This is a genomic window from Anaeromassilibacillus sp. Marseille-P3371, assembly GCF_900169665.1.
Classification (GTDB): Bacteria; Bacillota; Clostridia; order Oscillospirales; family Acutalibacteraceae; genus Anaeromassilibacillus.
In genome coordinates this window covers 3,434,456-3,460,109 of sequence record NZ_LT835157.1, presented here as the reverse complement: position 1 = coordinate 3,460,109, position 25,654 = coordinate 3,434,456, and the positions used below count along the sequence as shown (strand labels likewise).

Sequence of the window (25,654 nt, the reverse complement as noted above, 5' to 3'; positions counted from 1 at the left end):
TCTATTTAATATTATTCGATTTATATGATTCGTTTTGGGTATTTTTAATTCCACAATTACTTGTTTCTCATGATGGAGTTCTACACTTATAAGCTGATGTTTCCCGTCACACTTGCATTTCCACTTACAGAATAGGCAAAGGCCGCAGAAGGCAGACAGTACATGAATAATAGGATACAGACTACGGACAAAATCTTTTTTTCATTTTATACATCCTTTCTCATACATAATAATCGTTTGGTTTTGTTTATTTGTAATGGGGATATATGAAATGACAGCCACCATCAAATTGCAGGGTATCCCTATCGCTACTATGCTTTATTGTAGTGGTATTTGAAATGAGATGGTTATGAAGACTGACATTCTGAACGGATGATAGGGAATTGGCTTTCTAATGTTTTTCTTTGATTTCTTTCATCAATCGTAGGGACTTCAAAATAATGGGCATAGATACCGCTCCGATCCGCATTTAAAATAACACCCTGTGTAGAATCGTTATGAATATAGGCCATCATATGGGCCCTATCAAATTGTTCAAATTTATATGGACCTAGTCTTTTTAATTGTTCCTGAATGGACCAACCTAAATTGATAGCGTCATTCTCGATTACGGCCGGATACATCCCCGTATATGCCTTCTGATACTCCGACAGATCGATTCCGAACCGGGTGGCAATATTGTACGCTTGCTGGGATTGTTGTTGTATAAATTGAATATTCTCGTTTAAATAACGGCCTTTATTTGGATAAGCAATTCCCAAATCGGTTACTTGCAGTGAAGTCGGATCGGAAAAGTCCATCCAAATCATTCGAAAGCATCCCTCTGCTCGATCTTGATCTGTTTGGCAACAAAAAATGCCGTTTGACATAAGGGATTGTATATCGACTAGAAGAAAATAAGGGTTCGATGTATATTCATATACCTGAGAGTTTTCTGGATATTTTCGGAGTAGATCGCAGTATGATTCTTCCGCCTGTTCGTACCTCTGGTAATTTTCATCGGTCAACGGCAAATCGCGGAAGGGCTGGTAGTTTTCGAACATTGACCCTTCCAGGCACTGCGCCAGAAGCGCCTTGGTTGCGGCCTGTTCTTCCGGGGTTGTATGGGTTGCCTTTAACTGGGAAAGAACCGAAGGATTCAACGCCTGCGCAGACGCCGGGTTCAGGGAACTGGTAAGCAATACCAAAGCTACTGCGATACAACCGATCAGGACATGTCCATTTCGCTTTGGCGATGGATGTACAATATTTTGGAACCGCCGGACCATTTCCTTTTTCTTTCCCGAAAAACCGGTAGAGAGGGGAACCCTGTGGGACTGTTCCGTCAAGACTTCCAGTAGGACCGTCCCGTATTCCTTCCGGTAGAGGCGGCTTTTCCCCTTTAGGACGGTATCGTCGCAGGCATTTTCCAAATCCAAATTTGCCTTCTTCGCCAGAATATGTACCAAGGGGTTAAACCAGTGGACACTCTGCGCGAAAAGGAACAGCCATTTCATCAGAAGATCGTGCCGCCTATAGTGGGCGAGTTCGTGGCGGAAAATAAATGTCAACTGTTGTTGCGTCAGTTTCATCTGTGGCAAAATCAGCACGGGACGAAATAGCCCCAGGATCATAGGCCCCTCCGCATGGCTGCTGATTCTTACGGGGATGTCCCGCCGGATATGCATGTCCTTCCGCACCTGTTCCAAAAGAATCGATTGTTCCGGACCCAAGCCGGATTCTGCGCTTTTCTTTAGGAATCGGATATGAAAAAGATAAAACCCTATATGAGTCAACAAAAAGCAAATACTCCCCATGACCCAAACCAGTGCGAGACCTTCCAGGAGAGGAAGGTGTTCATAGAACGGTTCCATGGGGGCGTCAAATGTAGGAACGGGACTAGCGGGAAAGGCCTGCGAAAGAACGTCCGGCTGCTGGTAGACAACCTGAGAACCGGAGGAAGAAATGGTTCCGGCCGAACCCTGCATAGTTGCATTTCCCGCTGAAAGAGGGAATGCAAAGGTCATCGGAATCAATAACCGGACACTAAACACCAGCCATAAAAAGCATCTTGCCTGGGAGGGAAATGCCCTTGTAAGCCATCTATCGGCGAAAAAGAGCGGTAATAACAGCAAAGTCGCCTGTACGGATACACTGAGGGTTTGGACAAACAGGTTTTCCAACATTCCTACTTCTCCTCTCGATCCAACAGTGCCCGAATTTCTTCCAGGTCCTCCTTACTGAGAGGTTGAGATTGGACCAATGCGGCGATCAGGGACTTCGGGGAATTGCGGTACAGTTTTTCCACAAAGGTTTCCGTCTCTGCCGCCCGATACGCCGCTTGTGGAACAAGTGGGGTATAATAATTCAAACGTCCTATCTTTTCACAAGATACATATCCCTTGTTGACCAACCGCCCCAAAAGGACCTGCACAGCCTGCAACTTCTTGCCCTGTTTCAGTTTACGGACGATCTCGCCGGTATCCAAAGATTCCTGCGCGTTCCAGATTACTAACATGACATCCAATTCGGCTTCGGACAATTTCTTGAACATGGATTTTCACCTCTCTTTGTCTGTTTAACATACTTTTGTATGTATAAAGTATATGCCTATTTTTCTTTAATGTCAAGATGCAATCGAACAGGGGAAACTTTGGCGGAGTTTCTTTCATCCGTTTTCTTTTAGACGGTTATCCCCTATACTTAGAAAGAACGCGAACCATTGGGAAAAACCGCAAGATTGCGAACACGTGTACCAGTGCGATCTGGTATCCTGGTAGATGGTTTACCAACCCTACCTGGAAGCCTCTCGCCCGGGGAAATATACCGATTCTTTCTGGCCTGTACAAAACCCTATTAAGCCAGAATATCTTGGGGAACGCCGGATGGCATAAGCTCTAGATTTGTATGCGCCGGGCTTTTTGAACGTCTTTAACAACTGCGCTAACGTAGGGATTCAAAGCCGCATGGTGGACTTTGACAGGAAGGAATTCTTATAAAAAAGGACAAAACCGCCGGGAAACCGGCGGTTTTGTCCAATAAACTATTTTATACGATGGTAACTACGCATTGTCTTTGGGGCGTTTCGTTGGGCATCTGTGTATAAACGCCAGCGCTTTCGCCTGGCATACCGATTGCCCAAACTCGGTAATAATAGTCGTTCCCTCTTTTAGCCACAAATTGTGTCTTGAGCACGTTGCCATTCCCCACCGTGAAGCTTGGTGTTTCAGGACTTCCGTTTAATACGGTAATCTTAAAACAATATGCGCTACCATGTTTGACTGTAAACGGAATGGTTGTATCGCACAAAACAGAGCGTACAGCAGATCCTATGGAGTTCTCAGGCGCTACCTGGACCCTTCCGGCATCTGCATACGTATTTGCTGCAGCATTTTTTGAAGAGCTTCCTTTCTTGGAAGGCGAAGGAGAATTTGCCGGTTTAAGATTGCCCTCTGCGACTAAATAGGCTTTTATAGCAGCTTGTGCTTCTTCTTCTGCAACTTCTTTTTGGCTGACCAATGCTTCCAACACATTGCATGCCGCTTTGAACTGGGACACGCTGGAGGAAGTATAGCCTCTCAGATTGATTGTATTCGCTCTGTGAAGCAACTCTTCCAGTTGGGTCTTATCTGCTAGCTTACGGAGAGCAGCCATCGCTTCTGTTAATGCCTCCGTTGCACGATCCACTTTCTCCTGTGAAACATTTGAATCCACGGCAACCCGTTTTGCGGCGGCCAGAGCCCGTTTAAAGGCCTCTTTTCCATCGGTCATATAAAGGTTCAGATTCGTTTCGATCTCAACTGCTTTAGCAATCGCACTGTTTAAAGTGGTTTTTTCCGCTACACGCTCCAAAGAAACCATTGCTTCATACAGCGTATCGTAGGTATCTTGTACCTCTTTTTCCAGCGCATCCTCGTCCTGTAGGATCTTTTTAGCATCCTCCAGCGCTTGCGCCATTACGTTGTAGCTTTCTTCTATGAAGTCTGTTGGTTCCAACTCCTCGGCAATAGAAACCAACTGTTCCAGCCTGCTCTTATCCCCCTTAGCAAAGGACAAATGGTGAATTGCGTCTAATAGGTTGCTCCAAGTTTGATTCACCTGTTCTTGGGACGCGTCCTTGTCATAGTACACAGACCGCGCCTCTGCCAATGCCTTATCAAAAGCTTTCTGCACGGACGGGACGGCCGCTTCCCACTCCTCGCTATTCACCAATCCTTCGGCGACCTCTAGGATGGTCTTTAAGACAGACTTATTGACGGTTTCAAATACAAAGGTCAGATTGGCGCTACTATTTTTCATAGTATAAGCGAATGTCAACCCGTCCGGTGTAACGCCTTCTACAGGTTTGCCATTTAGGGTTACTGTACGGAACGTGCATTCCTCGCCCTTTGGAATAAAGGTAAGCGTCAGTTCTGTGCCGCCCAAAACGGACGCCGCATACAGGCCGTCCTGATCGAGAATCTCTTGTTCTACATTTCCATTGAATTCCATGGTCGCCTGATTTCCATATTGAACCACCAGAACATGTGCCGATGGAGCTTCTTTCGGTACAACCGCTATCTCCACTTGATCCTCGCAATCCGAAACAACGCTTTTTGCCGTAATGGTTGCAGTTCCTTCAGCAACCGCGGTTACAATGCCGCGGCTGTTCACCTTTGCTACGGAACTGTCGCTGCTGATCCATTGTACATTCCGATTGGATGCGTTTTCCGGGAGGACAACCACTTGCAACGCCTGTGATGTACCAACCGTCATAGGCTCTTCCGGAGCGTTTTGAATTTCCACGGAAGCTACCGAAACGGGGAGGCCGCTGTAAGGCACAACTGTCACGGTGCAAACCGCTTGTACTTTTGGATTGAGCGTTGCACATGCAGTGATTCTTACGGTTCCTTCTTTGTGTGCCGTCACAAGTCCATTAGCGTTAACTGTGGCAATCGCCTCGTCGGAACTGCTCCATTGGAGGCTCGCCGCATTGGCTACTGGTTCTGTGAGAACATTGAGCGTTTGGGTATGCCCAGGCAATAGTTTGACGGAATCCTGAAGCATGGTAATAGAAGTAAGCTCTACTGGCTCCATCGATGCCTGATTTCTCCCTATGACTTCGAATTCGAACAGGCTTACGCCGTAATTAGTCCCGCGCTTAATACACTGCATCTTGACGTACTGGGCCTGAACGGGGCTTTCCAGGTTATGGTAATTCCAGCCAACCGCTCCTGCTTTATTGGTCAGCAGATCGGTCCACTTCTTTCCATCATCGGAAATCTGGATCGTATACTCTTTTGCATAGGCTGCTTCAAAGTTCAGATTGACCGCAGTAACCGTAGAAGGCTCTCCTAGATTGACCGCGATCCACTGGTTGTCGTCACGGTGGGATTTATCGACATCCCACCGTGTATTGAGATCTCCATCCACTGCGTTTTTGGCCGCATACCCGCCTTCAATATTCTCATTGCTGCATAGGATTTCTTGGTTCAAAGCAATGTTGGTATCCACTACGTCCTCGTCAGAACCCGCGTGGCTACTGTTCAGGAGCCGCCATTCCACTAAACCGTAGACGGCATTCTCCGCCAGTCCGGTCAGTTTTACATAGCGTGCCTTGATTCCCGGCGTTTCCACAGCAACCTGTTTACCATCTGCTTCTTTCATTGTGATCGGTTTGCTCCAAGTATCCCCATCTTCAGAAAATGTTACCGCATAGTCGCCTCCTATGCTGTCCCAGGTAAAATCCATCCATTCGATTTCTGCGATTTCTCCCAAATCCACCTGAATCCAAGAGATTCCACTCCCGCTGCTCTGCCAACGTGCAGCATCGTTCATGTTGCCGTCAAAAGCCTTGTCCGGCGCATAGCCATTATAATAAGCGCTGCTGGTTGCAGTTTTGTTCTTGGCTACATTATGATAGACATCCACAGTCGCCTCCGCCGTAATGTCACTTCCTAAAACGGAGGCCGTCAGATCGGTACTTCCCACTGCTTTGGGATGGAGGATACCGTTCCCATAGGTGGCAATCGCTTCATTGGAAGTCTCATAGAGCAATTCACCGGTGCCATTCATAGGGGCTTTTTTGATAGACGGCTCAACATCGTACAGAGCTACTGCACGGAAAGTATCCTCATCAAATCGAATCGCTTCAATGGGCGCAATCTCATGTAGATAATCGATCTGCACACCGCCCACCTTAGCGTCACCGTTCAGCATGATCTGCACATATTTTGCGCCATTCAATTCCGCATGGATTGCGCGATCTGTGATTTCCAGATCATCCAACGCCGTATAGGACAGCCCGTCCTCTGAGACGGCAAGGGATACGTTTCCAGAAGCCTGCACAACCATTTCCTGCATTTGAGTCAAGCTGTACACCAACGAGCCGGTATTCTGGTCCTGTGCCTCAATCGCTCCATTGTGCAATACTACATGATCCGCCCGATATATTTTGGAGAAATCCACCATGGAATCCACCATTTGACGTTCTTTCACGCCATATGCAATCGTCGCTGTCAAATCGGAAAGCTGTGGGCTCCACGCTTTCGTTGTACCATTCAGAACAATTTTCAGATAATTGGTACCTTCTGGAATCTTCCCCAGAGGAGTAATCGTATGGCGAACCCAACTACTGCCGCTGGTTTGATCCTTTGTCTGCAATTCAGTCCATACCTCATTGTCCGGAGAAGTAAACAAAGTCACAGTACCAGGAGCTGTGGAGTGGATATAAGAAACCAATGTAAAGTTGGAAAGAGCCGGCAATGAATAGGTGATCCAACCTTCCTCCATAGTTGCACGTTTGAGCGTAGAGGTATCCCCGCTAAAGTTTGCCCCATCGGAAACCTCCAATAGGATATTGGAGCTCCTGCTCAAAATCTGATCCATAGTATCAAAATGGTCGGTAAACTGCGTGGTTAACGGAACGGTAAAGCTTTGTTCCAGAGCTTGCGGGCTTTCTCCGGAATCATTAAACGCGACCGCAGTAAAGTAGTAGGTTTCTCCTGCCGTTAAGCCGTTCAAACGGATGGAAGTTCCTGTGGACGATTGCGTATAGGGATACTTTCCACTCTCTGTGCCATATCTCAGCGTGTAAGCCTTTGCACGGGCAGCTGGTGCGAGCGTAACGACCACTTCGTCCCCTTCGGTCTTAAAGCCTTCAATGGCTGTTGATTCCGGTTCCCCCAGATCCTCAAAGGAAAGCTTAGTAGAGAAGGTCTTACCTTTCGCATTGTTCACATGAACCTTGAGCCGAATGGTTGGAGTTGTGGAGAGCACCTCCACACCCTCGTCTGCAGAAATGACTCCGCGCGCTGCACGGTTAAGCTCAATTTGGATACTTCCCTTATTCTCTTGTGTTGGGTCGGACACAGAGATTTCCATTTCGCGGTCATTTTCGCGAACCATCACCGAAGAAGGGCTATCCGAAGTCAGGTAGCTACCGATCCCCTTTGCATCAATGGAGGCGCCCTCCCAGAAATTAGCCCCTACCAGATTTAAGTTTTTCTCATAGGCTGCCTGGACCAGTGCGTCATTGCGTAGAATGGTTACATCGCTGTTTCCCGCATAATCAGCCGTCTCGTTGGCTGTCTTGTTTGGCAGCAGGATGTAAGAATATGTTTCGTTTATCGGATTTACCCCATGGTCTTTCCAAAGGGTGAGATAGTTGGCAGAATATAAGGTTGCGTCGGTATTATAGCCGCCCAAATCCGTCCATCTTCCAGAGCGGGTTTCTCTTTTCATAGAAACGGTTTCCTTCTCTGGGAAATAAATGCCAAGGTTGGCTCCTTCGACATTTGCTTCAATATTCAACCATTGTACATCGGATTTCTTTTCTTCCCATCCGAGTTCTGAGGGCTGTTCTTCTCCATCGACCACCAGGCGATTATCGCCAGCATCGTCGATCATATAATTCTCAAAGGTGGTTTCCGTAGATTCGGAATCGCCGCTGGACTGAATGTCCGAACCCAATGCGACGATTTCATCGTCAAACATAAACCAAGACTTTTTTGCTTTCAAATTGGTCCCAGGTGCCGCCAATTGCATTCCAGAAACACCATACATTCCATCGCCCGTACCACCAGCAAAAGATTGAGAGGAAGTTCCCGTATTGACTTTCTTATTGTAAACAGAGGTTGTGCCCGGGAGCCGGAACCAGTCGATGGTTGCTTTATTCAAGCCGTCGTACCGCTCCAGATCGCCATTATATATGTAGGTCATGCCGCTTCCCGTGTTCCAGCCCTTTGTATTGACATCTCCAGTTTCATAATGAGCGATTCGCTTCGAAGCCATTGCAACACAGGCAGAAAATGTTTCGCCGCGTAAAACGGCACGGTCAGATTGTGTAAATTGATAATATTTTCCTGTTATATGGCGGGGCTGGATCGTGTCGTCGTCGACAATGTTAAGGATCCGTACAACGGTATCCAACGGGAATTTATGCCATGGCAGGTCTGCGCTTTCATTCAGATTCTTTAGAGTATACGTATTCCCTGCATACCACTGCTTAATCATGGACTTATAGTTGGCGGCGTCCTCGGGTTCCGCCATCTCGATCGCCATTAGGATTGCATTTACTACAATAATTGCCGCATCGGCTTGTTTCATATCGGTTCGGGCGATCTCGCGTCCACGGAAAGCATCCATTAACACCCCGTTGTAGATGATCGTTTCGTAGGAGTCATAAATCCATTGAAACACGTTTTTGGCTTTTTCATCCATAATTTCCCAAGGAGTATCGGTCAGCATATACACCAAATGGCAAGATTCGGACAGGGCCGTATAACCATAACCGCCGTTATATGCGATATTGGAATGGGCAATATAGGTACCATCTGGATAATACCCATCCCCGCTGGTCACATACCCCAAGTAATCCGGCACTTTTTGCTGTACGCGCTCCAACATCTGTCCACCGGTCATTTGCGATCCTTTATAATTACCCATCTGATCTTTTAGCAACATACCTGCATACATACTCGCACGTAACTGCCAAAGGGAATTCGCAGCGCCAATCATATTATTCTCCGCCCATTTGCGAGATACCACTGCATATTTTAAGATATCTTCCCACGGCAGGGAATCATACAAAAGAATGAGTGTTTCATCCAAATAAATGGGAGCTCCAATTCCCCACCCAAACCAGTTGCCGTAATTGCTTATACTTTCATTGAAGTGGTTTATATACAAATACTCCAGGCCACGCTCAATATCTGCTAAAAGAGCTTCGTTGTGATATAATTCACAGCCCCTCGTCTCATGTGCCAGCGCCATTGCACGCAGATATTGATACGAAAAATGGATACTATTCGAATCAATTGAATCACCGCGCCAACCAAGTGGATACTCTTCCCATAAATAGTCCTGAGAGGAGTCGCCTGCTCCTTCTACACCATTATAGCGCCCGTTTACCGCGTTACAAACAGGCGAAGGATTCATGCGATCCCAATAGTCCTGCGCTGTGTCGTTGATGGATTGGAGCATAGGCTGCAAATCCGGGTCGTTTTCCTCATAATCGCCGCCTACAGCCATATTGTACCATTTCAGACGCAGCTGATCATAAGCGTCCAATTCCTCTGGTGCACCTAAAGCGACTGGCATGCCAAGTCCCGTGCCGGTAAGCGCCATCACCAGTACCAGAAAAAGTGCCAACACCTTCTTTTTCATCTTGATTTCCCCCTTATCCTCTTTCTTTGATCTCCTGCGAAAAAGCAATGGAAATGAGCGCGTTAGCTCGCGCCGTTTGCCTATAAAATGCAGGAAAGGCATGCGGCAACGATCAAGTTCTGCCGGCTTGCTTTCCGGATAGACAAACTTACCAGACTGTTTTATACACCTCCTTTTTATAAATAATTTGGCATTATTTATAAATTCATTAAATCTATGTATATTTAATCACACCATTATGTAAAAATCAATAGAAAAAATGAAAATAGTTTTGATTTTCTATAAAAATTGAAAATGGTTTTATTTTACCAGAGGTCCTGACTTCATTCGGAAATTTTAAGGCAGTTGCTATGGGTGGAAAAGAAATATGCGGCGGGTTGAAACAGGTCTATAGAAGGATGGGGAAGGCATACCATTTGCATTGAAAATATTTACAAAAGGACAGAAGCCGCGGTATTGGGTGGACAACCTTCCTTTTATATGTTATCCAAGCAATGACACTTATAATAGGGATAGCCCATGCGAAAAGTAGGGAATCCCTATTGCTTTTAAGCGAACAAATAGTTGTGAACATCGGGCCTATTGGGGAAATTCCGGCATTTGTACAGCGATTTTTACTACATAAGTTGGGAAAAGAATTGTGTAACGTTCCCCTTTCAGGAGGGACTGCATGAAAGAGAATAAAGCGAAGGTCTGCTAAAATATTGTAAATTCCAGTTTTGTTATCGTAAAGACTTTAAAAACAAAACCAGATACAATAGAGACAACGAAAGGGGAACGGCCCTAGGGCGGTAATCAAACCGGCCGAACCAAAAAACAAACAGTCAAAGTTACATAGGAGGAACGATCTATGAAAACGAGAAGAATTGTAGCAGCTATCCTTTCTGTCTTGATGATGGGCGCATGCTTCACCGGCTGCGGCAGCACAGAAGATACCCCGGCGGGGACCGACGGTACTGCTTCGACCGATGGTACGAGCGCAACAAACGAGGGTGGCGGCGACGCGGACGATGGAAAATTGAAGGTTGGCTTTGCACAGATCGGGCAGGAATCCGGATGGCGCGACGCAGAGACTGCTTCCATTCAGTTCCATGCAGGCCAGAACGTAGATACCATCGACTTTAAGTTTGCAGATGCACAACAGAAGCAGGAAAATCAGATCAAGGCAATTAAATCCTTTATTGATATGGGTGTCGATGTCATCGGTTTGGCTCCAGTTGTTGAGACCGGCTGGGACGCCGTATTTACCGAGGCAAAAGATGCAGGTATCCCGATCATCCTGGTAGACCGTATGGCGGATGTTCCGGAAGACCTCTATGCAACATTCATCGGCTCTGACTTCATCGAAGAGGGCAAGAACGCGGCGGATGAGATGGCAAGACTACTCAACAACAGCGGTAAGATCGTAGAGCTGGAGGGCACCGTCGGCGCCTCCTCGGCAAACGACCGTAAGAAGGGCTTTGATGACCAGATTGCGGCGGAGTACCCGGACATTGAGATCCTCGCATCCCAGACGGGCGACTTTACCCGTGCAAAAGGCAAAGAGGTTATGGAGTCCTTCCTCAAGACCTATGGTTCTGAAATCAAGGGTGTTTATGCACACAACGACGATATGATGCTCGGCGCAATCGAGGCCATCAAAGAGGCCGGTCTCAAGCCCGGTGAGGACATTAAGACTGTATCCTGCGACGGCGTCAAAGCAATCTTTGAAGCAATGGTCGCTGGTGAAGCCAACGTGACCATCGAATGCAACCCGCTGCTTGGACCGATCTTCTTTGAGACTGCTCAGAAGCTCAAGGACGGCGAAACGGTTGAAAAGTGGGTAAAGCCCGAAGAGAGCATTTTCCGTCAGGAAACTGCCGCGGAAGACATCAAGGACCGCGTATATTAATTTGATTTCTCCTTCACTTTCTTTCTTCTTCATTCCATAAATTTTACCGACTCTGCAAAATCCGCCCCGCCTGTTGAGACGGAGGCGGATTTTGCATACCAAAAGGAGGGGCTGCAATGAGCGGCGAATCGGCATTGATCCAAATGTCGCATATATCCAAGACATTCCCTGGCGTCGTCGCGCTCAACGACGTGCAGTTTACACTACAAAAAGGCGAGATCCACGCGTTGCTGGGCGAGAACGGCGCGGGAAAGTCCACTTTGATTAAGGTTTTAACAGGCGTAGAAGAGCGCGACGGGGGAACCGTCCTGTTGGATGGGAAAGAGATTTTCCCAAAAACACCGCAGGAAGCCCAGAATGCCGGTATCAGTACGGTGTATCAGGAGGTCAACCTGTGCCCGAATCTTTCGGTTGCGGAAAATGTCTATATTGGCCGCGAGCCGAAAAAGGGTGGGCGTATCGATTGGAAAACCATCAATACCCGATCTAAAGAACTTTTGAAGCGGTTTGACTTGAGCATCGATGTGACCAAGACGTTGGATTCCTACTCCGTGGCCATACAACAGATGGTTGCCATCGCCCGCGCGGTGGACGTCTCGGCAAAAGTGCTGATCCTGGACGAACCTACGTCCAGCCTTTCCGCGCCAGAAGTACAAAAGTTGTTTGAAATCATGCGCATGCTGAAAAAGCAGGGGATGGGGATTATCTTCGTCACCCACTTCCTCGACCAGGTTTACGAGGTCACCGATACGATCACCGTCCTGCGCAACGGTGGATATGTGGGTACATATGCAACCGCGGACCTGCCGCGTGTACAGCTGGTCGCTAAGATGATCGGCAAGGAGTATGCGGACTTGAATCAGCGGTTTGTCAACGAGGAGGCGGAACAGGCCAAAAAAGAGACGCTGCTCTCCCTCAAGGATGCCAGCGGCGCGGGGACCATCGACTCCATTTCACTCGACATCAACCGCGGAGAGGTTCTCGGACTCTCCGGCCTGCTGGGTTCCGGCCGTTCTGAGATTGTCCGCCTGATCTTCAGTGTGGACCGCCTCAATGGAGGCGAGATGGACCTCAAGGGAGAAAAGATTCACAATCGCAGCACATTGGCCGCAATCCGCAAAGGGTTTGCCTTCTGTCCGGAAAACCGAAAGACAGAGGGAATTGTCGGAGACCTGAGTATTCGGGATAATATCATCCTGGCGCTCCAGGCAAAGCGCGGCATGTTCCGGGCCATTTCAAAGGCGGAGGCCCAGAAACTGGCGGATGAATTTATTGAAAAATTGGAGATTAAGACGCCATCCGCAGATCAGCTTATCAAGAATCTCTCCGGTGGCAACCAACAGAAGGTCATATTGGCACGGTGGATGGCCACCAATCCAGACCTGTTGATGTTGGACGAACCGACCCGCGGCATCGACATCGGTACAAAGGCTGAAATTCAAAAGCTGGTGGTCCAGCTTGCGGAACAGGGAATGGCAGTCATTTTCATTTCCTCGGAAATTGATGAGATGCTGCGCTGCTGTGACCGTATGATCGTCCTGCGGGACAAAAAGAAAGTTGCAGAGCTGGCCGGACAGGAGATTTCGGAAGCTGCGATTATGCATTTTATTGCGGGAGGTGCGGAGAATGAACCTGCTTAAAAAGTGGAGCAAAGCTCAGGTTTTTTGGCCCATGGTGATCTTTCTGTTGATTCTGTTAGTCAACGGAATTATCTCCGGCGGCGCATTCTTTGAAATGAAGATTGTGGATGGGCACCTATATGGAAGAATCATTGACATTTTAAGGAATGGTAGTAAACTTATGTTGTTGGCTACCGGCATGACGTTGGTTTTGGCCACGGGCGGAACGGACATTTCGGTCGGCTCAGTTATGGCAATCAGCGGCGCAATCGCATGCAGCATTGTTGCGAATGGCGGCAATGTGGCTGTTGCGGTGTTGGTGGCAATTTTGGCGGGAGTTGTTACAGGAGCTTGGAATGGGATGTTGGTCTCGAAGGTTAAGATTCAGCCCATTGTCGCAACCATGATCCTGATGGTGGCAGGCCGTGGTATTGCACAGCTTATCACCAATGGCAAGATTATCACCATCAATTCGGATTCCTACTATTTTATCAACGGCGGCTATATCCTTGGATTGCCGTTCCCCATCTTTATCGTGGCATTTGTCGTACTGGTTGCCATGCTGTTCACAAAGAAGACGGCTTTCGGCTTGTTCCTGGAGTCCACGGGTATCAACCCGGTGTCCAGCCATTTTGCGGGAATCAATGTGGACCGCATCAAATGGATGGTCTATACCTTCTGCGGCGTGATGGCGGCGGTTGCCGGGCTGATCGAAAGCGCGGGTATCAAAGGTGCGGACTGCAATAATGCAGGCCTTTTGATCGAGATGGACGCCATCCTTGCGGTTGCCATCGGCGGCACTTCTCTGAACGGCGGCCGGTTCTCCATTCCGGCGAGCCTGTTTGGCGCGCTGATTATCCAAAGTATCACCACCTCCATTTATGCTATGGGCGTTGCCCCCGAGGTCACGCTGGTGGTCAAGTCCCTGATTGTTATTTTTATCTGCCTGTTCCAATCCAAGGCCTTTAAGGAGAGACTCAAGAGGCGTTTTGTATCCCGGAAGGCGGTGAGCCAGGCATGAGTGGACAGAACAAAAAGAAAAAAGGTTTTCCGATCAAAAATATTTCCCTGGCAATTACAACCGTCCTGTTTATTGTACTGTTCGGAGCAGGTTCCATTGCGTATGACAACTTTTTGTCCTTCTCAACGTTCTTTAACCTGTTTAACGACAACGCCTATCTCATTATTGCTTCGATTGGTATCACGTTTGTACTGTTGACAGGCGGCATCGATATTTCGATCGCATCGACGATTGCTTTTACATGCGTATTTTCTGCATTTTTACTGCGGCTCGGCTGGAGTCCATTCATCGTGATTCCTCTCGTGTTGCTGATCGGCCTGGCGTTTGGTGCTTTGATGGGCTATATGATCCATTATTTCAAACTTCAGCCATTCATCGTCACGCTGGCAGGTCAGTTCTTCATGCGCGGCATGTGTGCGGTCATTAGCACCGAGTCCATCCCGATCTCGGATGAATTCTACAAGACGATGGCGTTGACGAAAATCACGCTTCTCGGCGGCAGGATCTACTTCTATGTATTCATCGCATTGGCGGTGCTGCTGGTATCCCTGTTTGTGTTGAAGTTTACACGCTTTGGCCGTACAGTATATGCGGTCGGCGGCAATGAGCAATCTGCAATCCTGATGGGCTTGCCAGTTGCACGCACGAAAGTCGCTGTATACGCGATCAGCAGCTTCTGTGCGGCGTTGGCTGGCGTGGTGTTCAGCTTCTACACCCTGGCAGGCTACTCGCTACAGAACATGGGTCTGGAACTCGATGCGATTTCCTCCTCCGTCATCGGCGGCACCCTGTTGACCGGCGGCGTGGGCAATGTGGTTGGTACTACGGTCGGTGTTTTGATCCAGGGTGTCATCCAGACCATCGTGACCTATCAGAACTTGAACACTTGGTGGACAAAGGTGACTATTGCAGCCTTGTTGTGCATCTTCATTGTTATCCAGCGTGTGATTGCCATCCGTGCGGAAAAGATGAAGGGCACGAACTAAGCGGCCTGTGTCTTGCTGAGATTATACGCAATAGGTCGGAATAGACAGAGCCCCGTTTTAAAATGAATCGTTATCCCTGGCAGAGCTTTTGCATAAGTTCTGTCAGGGATACTCGTGTTTTTGATCTTCCGATAGAGGGTTGCTCGTTATGGGTCTTGGCTCGCATGCAATGGTATTTGACCGGAGGAAAAGGCATCCATTACCACAAAGTGCCGGCCCTGTATTGAAGGCTCCTGGCGGCGCCCCTTTTAGCGGGCGCTCCATTTTCAACGGGAGGCCGGGTGGCCGTACAGGGGAGCGCGATATGGAAGGGAATGCCCGGTTATCTGGGCGCTATCTGCATATGTCTTGGTTTGCATGCAATGGTATTTGACCGGAGGAAAAGGCATCCCATTACCACAAAGTGCCGGCCCTGTATCGAACGCTCCTGGCGGCGTCCCTTTTGGCGGGCGCTCCATTTTCAACGGGAGGCCGGGTGGCCGTACAGGGGAGTGCGATATGGAAGAGAATGCCCGGTTATCTGGGCGCTATCTGCATATGTCAGAGATAGGCATGCGGCAAGGGAGAGTCCATCGAAGAAGGACTTTTGGCATGACCTAGAGAACTTTCCCGGATGGCACAAAGTTTCAGAAAATATGCCCTGTGGCGTGGGAAGAAACCTCGGGGCCTTAAAAGAAGAGCTTAGCGCCCATGGTGCGAAGAACAGAAAGCGCATTCAAGCCGTTTGAATGGAATGCAAGGGATTCCATGCGAAACAAATAGATCAACCAAAAGCAGCGGCCGGTTTAAGAGGCCGGCAAAAAAGATTGTTGACAGAACCATGCTATAAAGTCGAAAATATTTCGAAGAGAAAGCGAGGGAGATGCATTGAAAAAAATACGGGATATAGTGCTGAATGTCAGTTTACGGACCAGAATGATCCTGTCCAACATTGTTGTGGCGCTCATCCCCTTCCTGATCTTTTCGATTGTCAGCGGAATCGTATTTCTGAATCATGCACAGAAAACGGCAGAGGAACACTCCGTACAGATGATTCATCAGGTGAGCAATTCCATGGATGTATATGTCGAAACTATTGAAAAGATGGTGAATTATGTCCAGCTGGAGGTGCGGGACACCCCGTTTTTTAACATGCGATCGGATGATGCCCCAGGGTGGAGGGACGAAACCGCTTATATACGCTCTATATTGGAAAATGTTGCAAACTCGCACCGTGAGGTGGCGGGGATTTTAATCGCTTCAAAAGAGGACCTTTATGTCAGCACAGGGATGTCGCGTATCTCGCGCGACCCATTCGAAAATGAACAGTGGTACCGTGAGGCTGTGGAAAACCCGGAGGAAATCCAGCTCATCAGCGTGGTGACAGGCCGAAATATCGTGACCAACCGCAGCTATAGCATCGACGACGTGTTCTCTCTGGCCAAGGCCGTCCAAAACCCGGACACCGGCGAGGTGCTGGGGGTCATTCTGCTGGACATCCGGCATGACATCATTCAGAGTTCCATCAATGGCATCACCATTGGAGAAGAAGGTTTTGTCTTTGTCATCGACGAGGAGGACAATATGGTATACACGCCCGTCAATGAGATTGTATACCGCGTCAATCCCAAGTGGTTCCGGTCTGCGGAGCCCATGTCGGTGCAGATTGGCGGCGGCAGCTACCAAATCCGAAGTGAACTGTCTCCTTATACAGGATGGCGTACTGTGGGGGTGTTTTCGCTCGATGAAGTGATGTCCAGCGTCAATACCATTGTGTACATTCTTCTGGCCTGTGTCATTATTTCTCTGGTGCTGGTGGTGATTGTGTCCTTCCAATTGACTCGGACGCTCACCAACCCGATCTTTAAGTTAAAGCGCCTGATGCGGCAGGCAGAATCCGGAGATCTAACTGTTCGGTTCAATGGGCGCAATAATGATGAGATCGGCGAATTGGGACAGAGTTTCAACCATATGATTGCACGCATTGACGACCTGATTCAAATGGTCTACGTAGAACAGAAAAACAAGCGTACAGCCGAGATGAAGTCCCTCCAGGAGCAGATCAAGCCGCATTTCCTATATAACACACTCGACACCATCAGTTGGATGGCCCGCGACTACGAAGCGGACGACATTGTGCGGTTGGTGGATGCGCTGACCAATATGTTCCGCATCGGCCTGAGTCACGGCAAGGATATTATCAGTGTCAAAGAGGAAATCACGCATGTTTCCAATTACCTGTACATTCAAAAAATTCGATATAAGGACAAATTGAACTACCAGATCCAGGTGGACGAATCCCTCTATTCCATCGAGGTGCCGAAATTGATCCTACAGCCTTTGGTGGAAAATGCAATTTATCACGGCATCAAGGCGAAGCGAGGGGGAGGAACGATTTATATTACAGGAGAACCTGTGGAGAGGAACCTACTCTTTACTGTGCGGGATGACGGCGCGGGGATGCCCCAGGAAAAGGTGGACGAAATCAACCGGCGGATGAGTGAACGCAGCGTGTTGGATGAACAGAAGAGCTTTGGGCTGTTCTACATCCGAGAGCGCATCCAACTCTGTTACGGAGAGGGATACGGCGTACATGTCGAGAGCACACTGGGCGAAGGGACCCGTGTGACGATTACGCTGCCTTTGGATCAAAGGCCAAAGAAATTCGATGAGGAGTGATGGGGATGTATAAGGTGCTGATTGCAGATGATGAAGAAATCATTCGAAGAGGGATTGCCTATTTTTTAAAGAAAGATCCAGAGATTCAAGTGGTCGCGCAGGCGGAAGATGGAGAAATGGCTTTGGATCAGGCAATGGAGTATCGCCCGGATTTGCTCTTTGTGGATATTAATATGCCGTTCTTAAACGGATTGGATTTCATTGAAAAATTGAAGGCGGTACAACCGGATGCTTTGATTATTGTAATCACTGGATATGACGATTTTAAATATGCGCAAAAGGCACTGCGGTTGGGCGTCTTTGACTATTTGCTGAAGCCGATTATGGAAGATACCTTTTACGGCGCTCTGCACAAGGCGAAGGAACAACTTGGCTGCCGGCAAAAACAGGCCCAATATCTTGAATTTGCCCGGAAGCTGGTGGAAAAGAACCGCCCTGCAATGATCGCGGAATTTCTGGAGGGCTGGCTGGATGGCCGGCTCACAGAGGCGGAGGTACAGGAACGTACAGCGGCGCTCGACCTGGAAATCCCAGAACCGTTTGGTGTGACGTTGGTACACCTGGAAGATAAGGACAATGCTGAAATCGGAGGTGAATGGGACGACGATCTCCTGTTTTATGCAGCGGAGAATATGGCACGGGAGGTGTTCCAACCCTTCCGCCCAGTATCCACCTGCCGAAATCCAGCCGGCGAACTGGTGCTTATATCATCCGGAGAGCCGCGCGCGGAGTGGGAGGCCGCAGGGGAACAATTGAAAAACCTTTTGCAGACCCACCTGCCGGTGGATGCCTTTTTGACCCGGCGCGGGGGAGAAAAGTTAGGGGGCCTGCCGGCCTCTTATGAGGGCGCGGCCGAAGACCTGCGTGCACTTTTAGAGACGCCGCAGTTGGTGCGCGATGCAAAGAAATACATAGAAGAAAATTTTGCAAGGGAAGAGTTTTCCCTGACGGATGCGGCGGACTATACGCACGTTTCTCCACAACACTTGAGCCGGGTATTTCGACAGAGTACCGGAATTACCTTTATGGACTATATCACACGTGTTCGTATCCGCAGGGCAATCGAGCTTTTGCGGGATGACGACCGTAAAATGTATGAGATTGCCGAGACCGTAGGGTATTCCAGCCAGCATTATTTCAGCAGTGCTTTTAAAAAGGTTTTGGGCGTTTCCCCGATGGAGTATAAAAAGAGCCTACAGAAGAAATAGAAAGACAATTCCCACTGGGAATGCGGATCAGGGAATATATACGTTTGGGGAGTAGGGGGGACAGCATGAGGGAATGGTTTAAAAATATCGGCGGCCGGCGGATTGGGAAGATTGCCTGTGCATGTGTTTTGACTTTTGCACTGCTTTTTTCCCTCTGTTCGGCATGTGTGGCCAAGAAACAACCCGATCAGATTTCGTATGTGATCGGTATTTCACAAGCCAATATGCGGGAACCGTGGCGTCTTGTACTCACACAGGAGATTCGAGAAGAGGCGGCGAAACATTCGGACGTCCGTCTGGTCATCACGGATGCAACCGACAACAGTGAAAAGCAAATAGCAGATATACAAAAACTGCTGGATTTTGGGGTCGATCTGATGATCGTGTCCCCCTGCGATGTCAAGAAGGTCACTCCGGTGGTGAGCGACGTCTACCAGTCCATCCCCGTGATTGTTCTTGACCGTGTGGTAGAAGGGTACGATTATTCCCTGTTTATTGGTCCCGATAACGAACTGATCGGGAAGCAGGCGGGTAAGTCTGTTTCTCAGATGTTGAACGGCAAGGGAACGGTGCTGGAACTTTGCGGAAGCTCCGCCTCACAGGCCAGCATCGACCGAAGCGAAGGATTTAGCAGTATCATTGATGAAACGGGGGATATTCAGGTCGAGCAGGTACACGTGGTCAGTGAATCGCGCGATTCGGCGGAGGACATCGTTCGGGCATACGGCACGCATTTGCGGGATATCGACGCCATCTTTGCTCACAACGATTACATGGCCTTGGGAGCGTCCCGTGCTTTGAAGCAGCTGGGGTACGAGGATATCCGCATCGTCGGGGTCGATGGATTTACCGGTGAAAATCGCGGAATCGACTTGGTGAGGCGTGGAATCATTGATGAGACGATCACCTGCCCGACCGGCGGCAGGGAGGCAGTTCAGTATGCATTGGAGATTCTGCAGGAGGTCAGTGGTGTTCCCAAACAGGTGATTCTTCGCAGCCATAGCGTTACAAAGGAAAATGCCGATGCGTATGAGGCGGGCCTCAACCGCAGCTATGAAGAACCCGATAAGATCATTGACGTAGGATATGCCCAAGTTGGCACAGAGAGCGCTTGGCGTCTGGCCAACACACAGTCGATCAAAACCGCTGCAAAGGAATTTGGAATCAATTTGATTTATGAGGACTGCAACCAGAGTCAGGAGCGGCAGATCGAAGCCTTGCGCCGGTTCATTGAGATGGATGTCGATGTCATTGTTTTAAGCCCCGTAGTAGACAGTGGCTGGGATGAAATTCTAGAAGAGGCGCAAGAAGCGGACATTCCGGTTTTGTTATCCGATCGAAAGGTCAGTACAAAGAAAGACGACATGTATATGACCTTTATTGGGGCCGACTTCCTGGAGGAAGGGCGGCGCGCCATGCGTTGGGTAGCAGAGACTATGGAGGACCCGGAGGAGTGCGTGCGTATTATGGAGATTGAAGGCACGGTGGGGGCCTCCCCATCGGAAGAACGCAGCCAAGGGTTCAAAGAGGTTATGCAGGAATACCCGAATTGTGACATCGTCTATTCGTCCTGTGGAGATTTCACCTATGAGGGTGGGAAACAGGTCGTAGAAGAGTATATCAATTCCCATGATTGGGACATCGATGTGATTTTCTCACAGAACGACGACATGGCGCTTGGCGCGGCGGAGGCGTTGGAAAACAACGGGATCACGCCTGGTGTGGATGTAAAGCTGATCTCTGTCGACGGCGCGCGATCGGCGTTTGAAGCGCTGATTGACGGCCGGCTGAATTGCGTGGTTGAATGTAGCCCTTTGTTGGGCCCCCAGCTGATGAAGGCGATCAAAGATCTGATGGCGGGGAAAGAATTGCCCTTGCGTATCATTACAGATGAAAAGGTTTACACACAGGAAAACGCACAGAAGTATATCCGAAGCAGAAAATATTGATTATAAAAAGCATTGCTTTGCCGATTTTTAGTGTGATTACAAAGGGAAATCGGCGGTAGCGGTACGACTTTAAAAAGGCCCCGATGGAGCTTAGGCGGATGAGAAACGGCAAAGCAGGAGGAAGCAGCGCAAAGACTGCAGGCAAGGAATCCACCCAAGGCTGTCCGGAAATGTCTGGACAAGAGACCTCTTGAACTTTCAAAAAGACAAGCGGGCTCTTCCCATAGATATACAGACAGATGTTCTCACGCAGGGGGAAAATCATTGAGCCAGCTTACTGGCAATTAAAATAAGGAGAATACAAACATGATTACACAGGAACGATTTGGAACAAGAAAGGACGGAACTCCGGTTTACCGGTTTCGTATCGAAAATCAAAGTGGGGCGTCCGTCACCGTGATGAACTATGGATGTACCATTACATCGATTCAAGTGCCTGACCGGGAAGGCCGCTTGACAGACGTATGTCTGGGCTATCGCACCTTGGCGGAATATGAACAGAACAATGGGTATCTCGGCGCGGTCGTTGGAAGACATGGAAACCGGATTGAAAAGGGTATTTTCACACTTGGCGGGACAGAGTATCATCTGGCAGTCAACGATGGGCCGAACCATCTGCACGGCGGACTTTGCGGCTTTGACAAACGGGTGTGGGATGCCACAACGGAGGGAAATTCCGTGACCTTTCACCGGATTTCGCCGGACGGGGAGGAAGGGTACCCCGGCGATCTGGATGTATATGTGACCTATACTTTCACGGATGACAATCGTTTGTGCTTGCAGTATCGCGCAGAAACCGATCTGGATACCGTGGTGAACCTGACCAATCACTGTTACTTTAACCTCTCCGGAGAGGGAAGAGGCACGATTCTAAACCACTTTCTCCAGATACCAGCTTTGTCCTTTACGGAGAACGACGAAAATTGTTTGCCGACTGGAACAATCCTTCCAGTTGAGGGCACTCCATTCGACTTTCGTGAGAGCAAAGAAATCGGGCGGGACATTGGTGTGGATTGTCCACAGCTTCGGAATGGGAAAGGGTACGATCACAACTTTATTTTGCAGGGTGAAAAAGGAGAGAAACTGGCGGCAATTCTATATTCTCCGGAGACAGGAATTGAGATGACCGTCCGCACAACCATGCCCGGTGTACAGTTTTACAGCGGGAATGTATTGGATGGCCCCGTTGGCAAATCCGGTATCGCCTACGAAAAAAATATGGGGTTGTGTTTGGAAACGCAGTACTTCCCCAATGCAATGTCATGTACCAATTTCCCTTCTCCGGTATTGCGGAAAGGCGAACCTTATGCACAGGATACGACATTTACTTTTTGTTGTAAATAAGATAAATAGTTCTGTTTGTATATTAGCTGAAATAGCCAATAAAAGAAGAAGCCAAAAAGATCCATGTATTCTTAACCGTTGTACTGCGGATTAAGAATTGAAAGAGGGCGTCCCCAAACTGCGAATCTTTCGATTCATAGGAAAGGGACGCCCTCTTTCTGCTTGAAAAATCTGGGTTTCTAAAAAACAGGAGAGCGTCCCCAAACTGCGAATCTTTCGATTCATAGGAGAGGGGGGCCCTCTTTCTACTTGAAAATCTGGGTTCCTAAAAAACAAGAGGGCGTCCCAAAACTACGAATCTTTCGATTCATAGGAGAGGGGTGCCCTCTTTCTGCTTGAAAAATCTGGGTTTCTAAAAAACAGGAGTGTGCCCCCAAACTGCGAATCTTTCGATTCACAGGAAAGGGGCATCCTCTTTCTGCTTGAAAATCTGGGTTCCTAAAAAACGAGAGGGTGTCCCCAAACTGCGAATCTTTCGATTCACAGGAGAGGGGCGCCCTCCTTCTGGTTGGAAAAATATCTGAGTTTCTAAAAAAGAGGATATCCTTCAGCCTTTTCATGATTTTTGGGACACCCTCCTGAGGGGATTCATCATAACAAAAATTTTGGATTTTTTCAGATGGGCATGAGAAAGAGAACTTGCTTTGCATAGAACGCCATTCGAAAAAGATCTCATCTAACACACAAGCGAAATTATTTATATGTGCGGAATGCCCGAGACATCCATAAAACCCCTTCTATTCGTTACATCTGCAAAAAGGAAAAGAATGTTTTGATTGTTGGGCAAGGAAAAATATAAACGGATGCCTGCAAGGAAACAGGTCCAGCTCCATTCACGAAACCGATTCCTTATATAGGTCGGTATTACTCCTCCATATTTTGCACGTATTTACATTTGGGGTAGTTGGAACATCCCCAAAACGGTTTTCCAGCCCGGGACCCGTGGGAGGCTGTCCGCAATACCAGTTTGCCACCGCATCTTGGGCAGCGTTTTTCGCCCTTATCCACAGAAGGGGAGGCCGAATACTTTTTTTGGATGTTTTCAATGTGAGTAGCCTTTAGCGCAGCATCGGGCTGTGTAAGAGGATATAGTTTCTCATAGAGATCATCGATTTTATCAACAGAGAGCTGGGCGCCCATTTCCTGGGAGATGCGTGTCACTTCGGCGAGAAGATTGTAGCGGTTTACTACGCGATGTTCGTCACTAGTTAGGTTGATCTCTTTTAATGTACAGCGGTCGCTGAATACAATGAACGAGTAAAAATGGAGTGTATCTTCCTGTAAAAATGTATGGAGCCATTTCAAATGGACCTTGTTTTGAATAATAGGGTTTAAAAAGGAAGATTTTTGAGAACGCCCTCTTTTCTTAGGCAGTGTTTGGGTCCAGTATGGTTTTGATTCGGTTCCAAAGATCCAGCCGCTATAATTTTTTGATTCAAAAACATAAATACCGGATTCATGCAAAAGGATCACATCCACTTCCGTGGTTTCTCCATCTTCCTTTGGCAAATAGCAGTTAAAGAGGAAGCGCTTGTGGCCTTTTAAAGGCTTGAGATATGTATAAATGCAATATTCCCCCAGCAACCCCTTATCCCCGCGAAGTTTCCTATATGCATGATGCGTTTGAGCAAAGTATTCGGTTTTTTCGTATTTTTTTCGTTTTACCGTATAGAGAATAAAAATGACGAACGCAATCAATAAAAAGGCCAGAATTTCCATATATAAGAGATCTAACATGGATTACCCCTCCTTTAGACTAATTATACCATTATTTTGCAAAAAAGCTATAAAAATGATTGATATAGTAATGTTTTTGTTGAACGGTAGAAATAAGAGAAGAAGGATATTGCCTATTTGATCTTTATTAGGAGAAAGGCAAATGGTGTCGCTTCCTGGAACAATCGAGCGTTTTCTATTTGAAAGTGTAACGATCGAAAGGGATAATTTGACAATCTTTCGATCGATATTTATGAGCCGAAAGCGTTTTAAGAGATTCCAACACTTGACATTTATTTGGAAAACATTTATAATGCAGCTATTGTAAACTAAAATATTTATTACAGTTTACAATTGATTTGAAATGGAGGAGAATATATGAATCGACTGGAAAAAACCCGGAATCTGGTGCTTTGCGCACTATTTGCAGCATTAACCGCCGTACTTTCTCAGATCGCCATTCCGATCCAGCCTGTACCAATTAATTTAGCTACATTTTCTGTATTTGTCGCAGGAGGGGTCCTAGGAGCGAAACGCGGTGTAATAAGCCAAGCCATATATGTGCTATTGGGGGCAGTCGGATTGCCGGTATTCGCCTCCTTTAGTGGCGGAATGGGGATTCTGTTCGGTCCAACGGGTGGTTATATTTTTGGATATATTGCGGCTGCTTGGCTTGTGGGAATTCTATCGGCACGGTGCCGTGGTAAAATCTATTGGCTTGCATTGAGTATGATCGGCGGACTGGTACTGTGTTATCTGCTGGGGACGATTTGGTTTATAGTTTCGTCGCATACAGGCTTTGTAGAATCCCTGTTCCTTTGCGTAATTCCCTTTTTGCCGGGCGATGCGGCAAAAATTGTGGTGGCCTCATTGTTGGTACCGGTATTACAAAAAGCATTGTCCAGAACTGGGACGGTGACTGCATGATTACCAAAATGATTCGGTTGCGTCCCCATCATGGACTTTGCATCCAGCATTTTACTGGAAAAGGATATAGCGCCGCATTTGTAGCCAATATGACCCATGTAATTGCCGTTTTGCGCGCGATGCCTGAAACACAAATTGAGCTCACAGCTGGTGTGGACGTGCTTTGCGCATGTTGCCCACATAATCAAGAGGGAGCTTGTGAATCTTCGCCGAAGCCTTCCCTTTACGATCAAGCGGTTTTGCAATGCTGTGGGCTGCAAATGGGACAAAGGCTTTCCTGGAAAGAGTTCCAGAAGCATGTTTCGCAGAGGATTCTTGAAAGGGACCTTTTGGAACAGGTGTGTAGGGGATGCCAATGGCTTTCGCTTTGTCAAGAAACAACAAAACGAATATATTCACAATAAAAATACAAATTGTATAGTATTATATAATAACAACCTGAATTTTATAATATATAAAATACTATTTGTATAAATATTTGTCGCGGTTTCCCGCTTTTCCATCCGAAAGATTAACGATTAAAAATGCATGGAGGCGGTCAAAAACAGATGGCTCAAAAAGGGATAGAAAAGCGGGGGCACGGGAAGGCCGCGGTTAACGATCAGAAGAAAGGCAGGCCGCCCAATGGCACGTTATTCTGGATTCTTCCATGGCGAAAATCAAACGTACCAGTATCTTGGCAGCATGGGAAAGAGGCCATAAGAATTCCCC

General features: G+C 47.9%; 14 protein-coding genes. 10 read left to right on the top strand and 4 right to left on the bottom strand.

The annotated features are described in order from the left end of the window. Positions 1–347: 347 nt before the first annotated feature. From B9Y59_RS14550 to B9Y59_RS14540, 3 genes are all read right to left on the bottom strand, one after another. The gene (locus B9Y59_RS14550) at positions 348–2,165 is read right to left on the bottom strand and encodes a M56 family metallopeptidase (RefSeq protein WP_085534348.1); all 1,818 of its coding nucleotides are present in this window, start codon (positions 2,163–2,165) and stop codon (positions 348–350) included. Positions 2,166–2,167: 2 nt separating this feature from the next. Further along, a complete protein-coding gene (locus B9Y59_RS14545; protein WP_085534346.1) occupies positions 2,168–2,533 on the bottom strand; it encodes a BlaI/MecI/CopY family transcriptional regulator in 366 nt (121 codons plus the stop codon). Positions 2,534–3,027: 494 nt separating this feature from the next. Further along, positions 3,028–9,624 carry a polysaccharide lyase family 8 super-sandwich domain-containing protein gene (locus B9Y59_RS14540; protein WP_158089053.1) on the bottom strand — a complete coding sequence of 2,199 codons (6,597 nt, stop codon included), beginning with the start codon at positions 9,622–9,624 and terminating at the stop codon, positions 3,028–3,030. Between the two features lie 850 nt (positions 9,625–10,474). On the opposite strand from B9Y59_RS14540, the gene B9Y59_RS14535 reads away from it, so the two are divergent. The 8 genes from B9Y59_RS14535 to B9Y59_RS14495 all read left to right on the top strand — a co-directional run bounded on the left by B9Y59_RS14535 (position 10,475) and on the right by B9Y59_RS14495 (position 22,300). Continuing rightward, positions 10,475–11,515, top strand: a complete 1,041-nt coding sequence (locus B9Y59_RS14535) for an ABC transporter substrate-binding protein (RefSeq protein WP_082402299.1) — start codon at positions 10,475–10,477, stop codon at positions 11,513–11,515. A gap of 116 nt (positions 11,516–11,631) precedes the next feature. Next, positions 11,632–13,155 (top strand): sugar ABC transporter ATP-binding protein, encoded by a 1,524-nt coding sequence (locus B9Y59_RS14530; protein WP_085534342.1) that lies wholly within the window; start codon positions 11,632–11,634, stop codon positions 13,153–13,155. Beyond that, positions 13,142–14,155, top strand: a complete 1,014-nt coding sequence (locus tag B9Y59_RS14525; RefSeq protein ID WP_054324871.1) for an ABC transporter permease — start codon at positions 13,142–13,144, stop codon at positions 14,153–14,155. Before B9Y59_RS14530 ends, B9Y59_RS14525 begins: the two co-directional genes overlap by 14 nt. After that, positions 14,152–15,141: a galactofuranose ABC transporter, permease protein YjfF gene (gene yjfF / locus B9Y59_RS14520; protein ID WP_054324872.1), complete on the top strand. Its 990-nt coding sequence runs from the start codon at positions 14,152–14,154 to the stop codon at positions 15,139–15,141. The genes B9Y59_RS14525 and yjfF overlap by 4 nt, the downstream gene beginning before the upstream one ends. A gap of 867 nt (positions 15,142–16,008) precedes the next feature. Continuing rightward, positions 16,009–17,799 (top strand): sensor histidine kinase, encoded by a 1,791-nt coding sequence (locus B9Y59_RS14510; RefSeq protein WP_085534338.1) that lies wholly within the window; start codon positions 16,009–16,011, stop codon positions 17,797–17,799. Positions 17,800–17,804: 5 nt separating this feature from the next. Continuing rightward, positions 17,805–19,007, top strand: a complete 1,203-nt coding sequence (locus B9Y59_RS14505) for a response regulator transcription factor (RefSeq protein ID WP_158089052.1) — start codon at positions 17,805–17,807, stop codon at positions 19,005–19,007. A 65-nt stretch (positions 19,008–19,072) separates the two neighbouring features. Further along, positions 19,073–20,956, top strand: coding sequence for a substrate-binding domain-containing protein (locus tag B9Y59_RS14500; protein WP_085534334.1), 1,884 nt, complete (start codon positions 19,073–19,075; stop codon positions 20,954–20,956). 306 nt (positions 20,957–21,262) lie between these two features. Continuing rightward, a complete protein-coding gene (locus tag B9Y59_RS14495; protein ID WP_143255326.1) occupies positions 21,263–22,300 on the top strand; it encodes an aldose epimerase family protein in 1,038 nt (345 codons plus the stop codon). 864 nt (positions 22,301–23,164) lie between these two features. Here B9Y59_RS14495 and B9Y59_RS14485 read toward each other — a convergent pair. After that, entirely contained in the window at positions 23,165–24,037 is an 873-nt protein-coding gene (locus tag B9Y59_RS14485) for a nuclease-related domain-containing protein (protein WP_085534330.1), read from the bottom strand. A gap of 357 nt (positions 24,038–24,394) precedes the next feature. Here B9Y59_RS14485 and B9Y59_RS14480 point away from each other — a divergent pair, with 357 nt between their 5' ends. Both B9Y59_RS14480 and B9Y59_RS16885 read left to right on the top strand, forming a co-directional pair. Continuing rightward, positions 24,395–24,943: a biotin transporter BioY gene (locus tag B9Y59_RS14480; protein WP_085534328.1), complete on the top strand. Its 549-nt coding sequence runs from the start codon at positions 24,395–24,397 to the stop codon at positions 24,941–24,943. Continuing rightward, entirely contained in the window at positions 24,940–25,347 is a 408-nt protein-coding gene (locus B9Y59_RS16885; protein WP_085534326.1) for a DUF1284 domain-containing protein, read from the top strand. The genes B9Y59_RS14480 and B9Y59_RS16885 overlap by 4 nt, the downstream gene beginning before the upstream one ends. The last annotated feature ends 307 nt before the right edge of the window (positions 25,348–25,654 follow it).

Coding starts and splice junctions, on each gene's coding strand:
- B9Y59_RS14530 (WP_085534342.1), top strand. CDS start 11,632: ATGAGCGGCGAATCGGCATTGATCCAAATGTCGCATATATCCAAGACA.
- B9Y59_RS14535 (WP_082402299.1), top strand. CDS start 10,475: ATGAAAACGAGAAGAATTGTAGCAGCTATCCTTTCTGTCTTGATGATG.
- B9Y59_RS16885 (WP_085534326.1), top strand. CDS start 24,940: ATGATTACCAAAATGATTCGGTTGCGTCCCCATCATGGACTTTGCATC.
- B9Y59_RS14525 (WP_054324871.1), top strand. CDS start 13,142: ATGAACCTGCTTAAAAAGTGGAGCAAAGCTCAGGTTTTTTGGCCCATG.
- B9Y59_RS14545 (WP_085534346.1), bottom strand. CDS start 2,533: ATGTTCAAGAAATTGTCCGAAGCCGAATTGGATGTCATGTTAGTAATC.
- B9Y59_RS14485 (WP_085534330.1), bottom strand. CDS start 24,037: ATGTTAGATCTCTTATATATGGAAATTCTGGCCTTTTTATTGATTGCG.
- B9Y59_RS14540 (WP_158089053.1), bottom strand. CDS start 9,624: ATGAAAAAGAAGGTGTTGGCACTTTTTCTGGTACTGGTGATGGCGCTT.
- B9Y59_RS14550 (WP_085534348.1), bottom strand. CDS start 2,165: ATGTTGGAAAACCTGTTTGTCCAAACCCTCAGTGTATCCGTACAGGCG.
- B9Y59_RS14505 (WP_158089052.1), top strand. CDS start 17,805: ATGTATAAGGTGCTGATTGCAGATGATGAAGAAATCATTCGAAGAGGG.
- B9Y59_RS14500 (WP_085534334.1), top strand. CDS start 19,073: ATGAGGGAATGGTTTAAAAATATCGGCGGCCGGCGGATTGGGAAGATT.
- B9Y59_RS14480 (WP_085534328.1), top strand. CDS start 24,395: ATGAATCGACTGGAAAAAACCCGGAATCTGGTGCTTTGCGCACTATTT.
- B9Y59_RS14495 (WP_143255326.1), top strand. CDS start 21,263: ATGATTACACAGGAACGATTTGGAACAAGAAAGGACGGAACTCCGGTT.
- yjfF (WP_054324872.1), top strand. CDS start 14,152: ATGAGTGGACAGAACAAAAAGAAAAAAGGTTTTCCGATCAAAAATATT.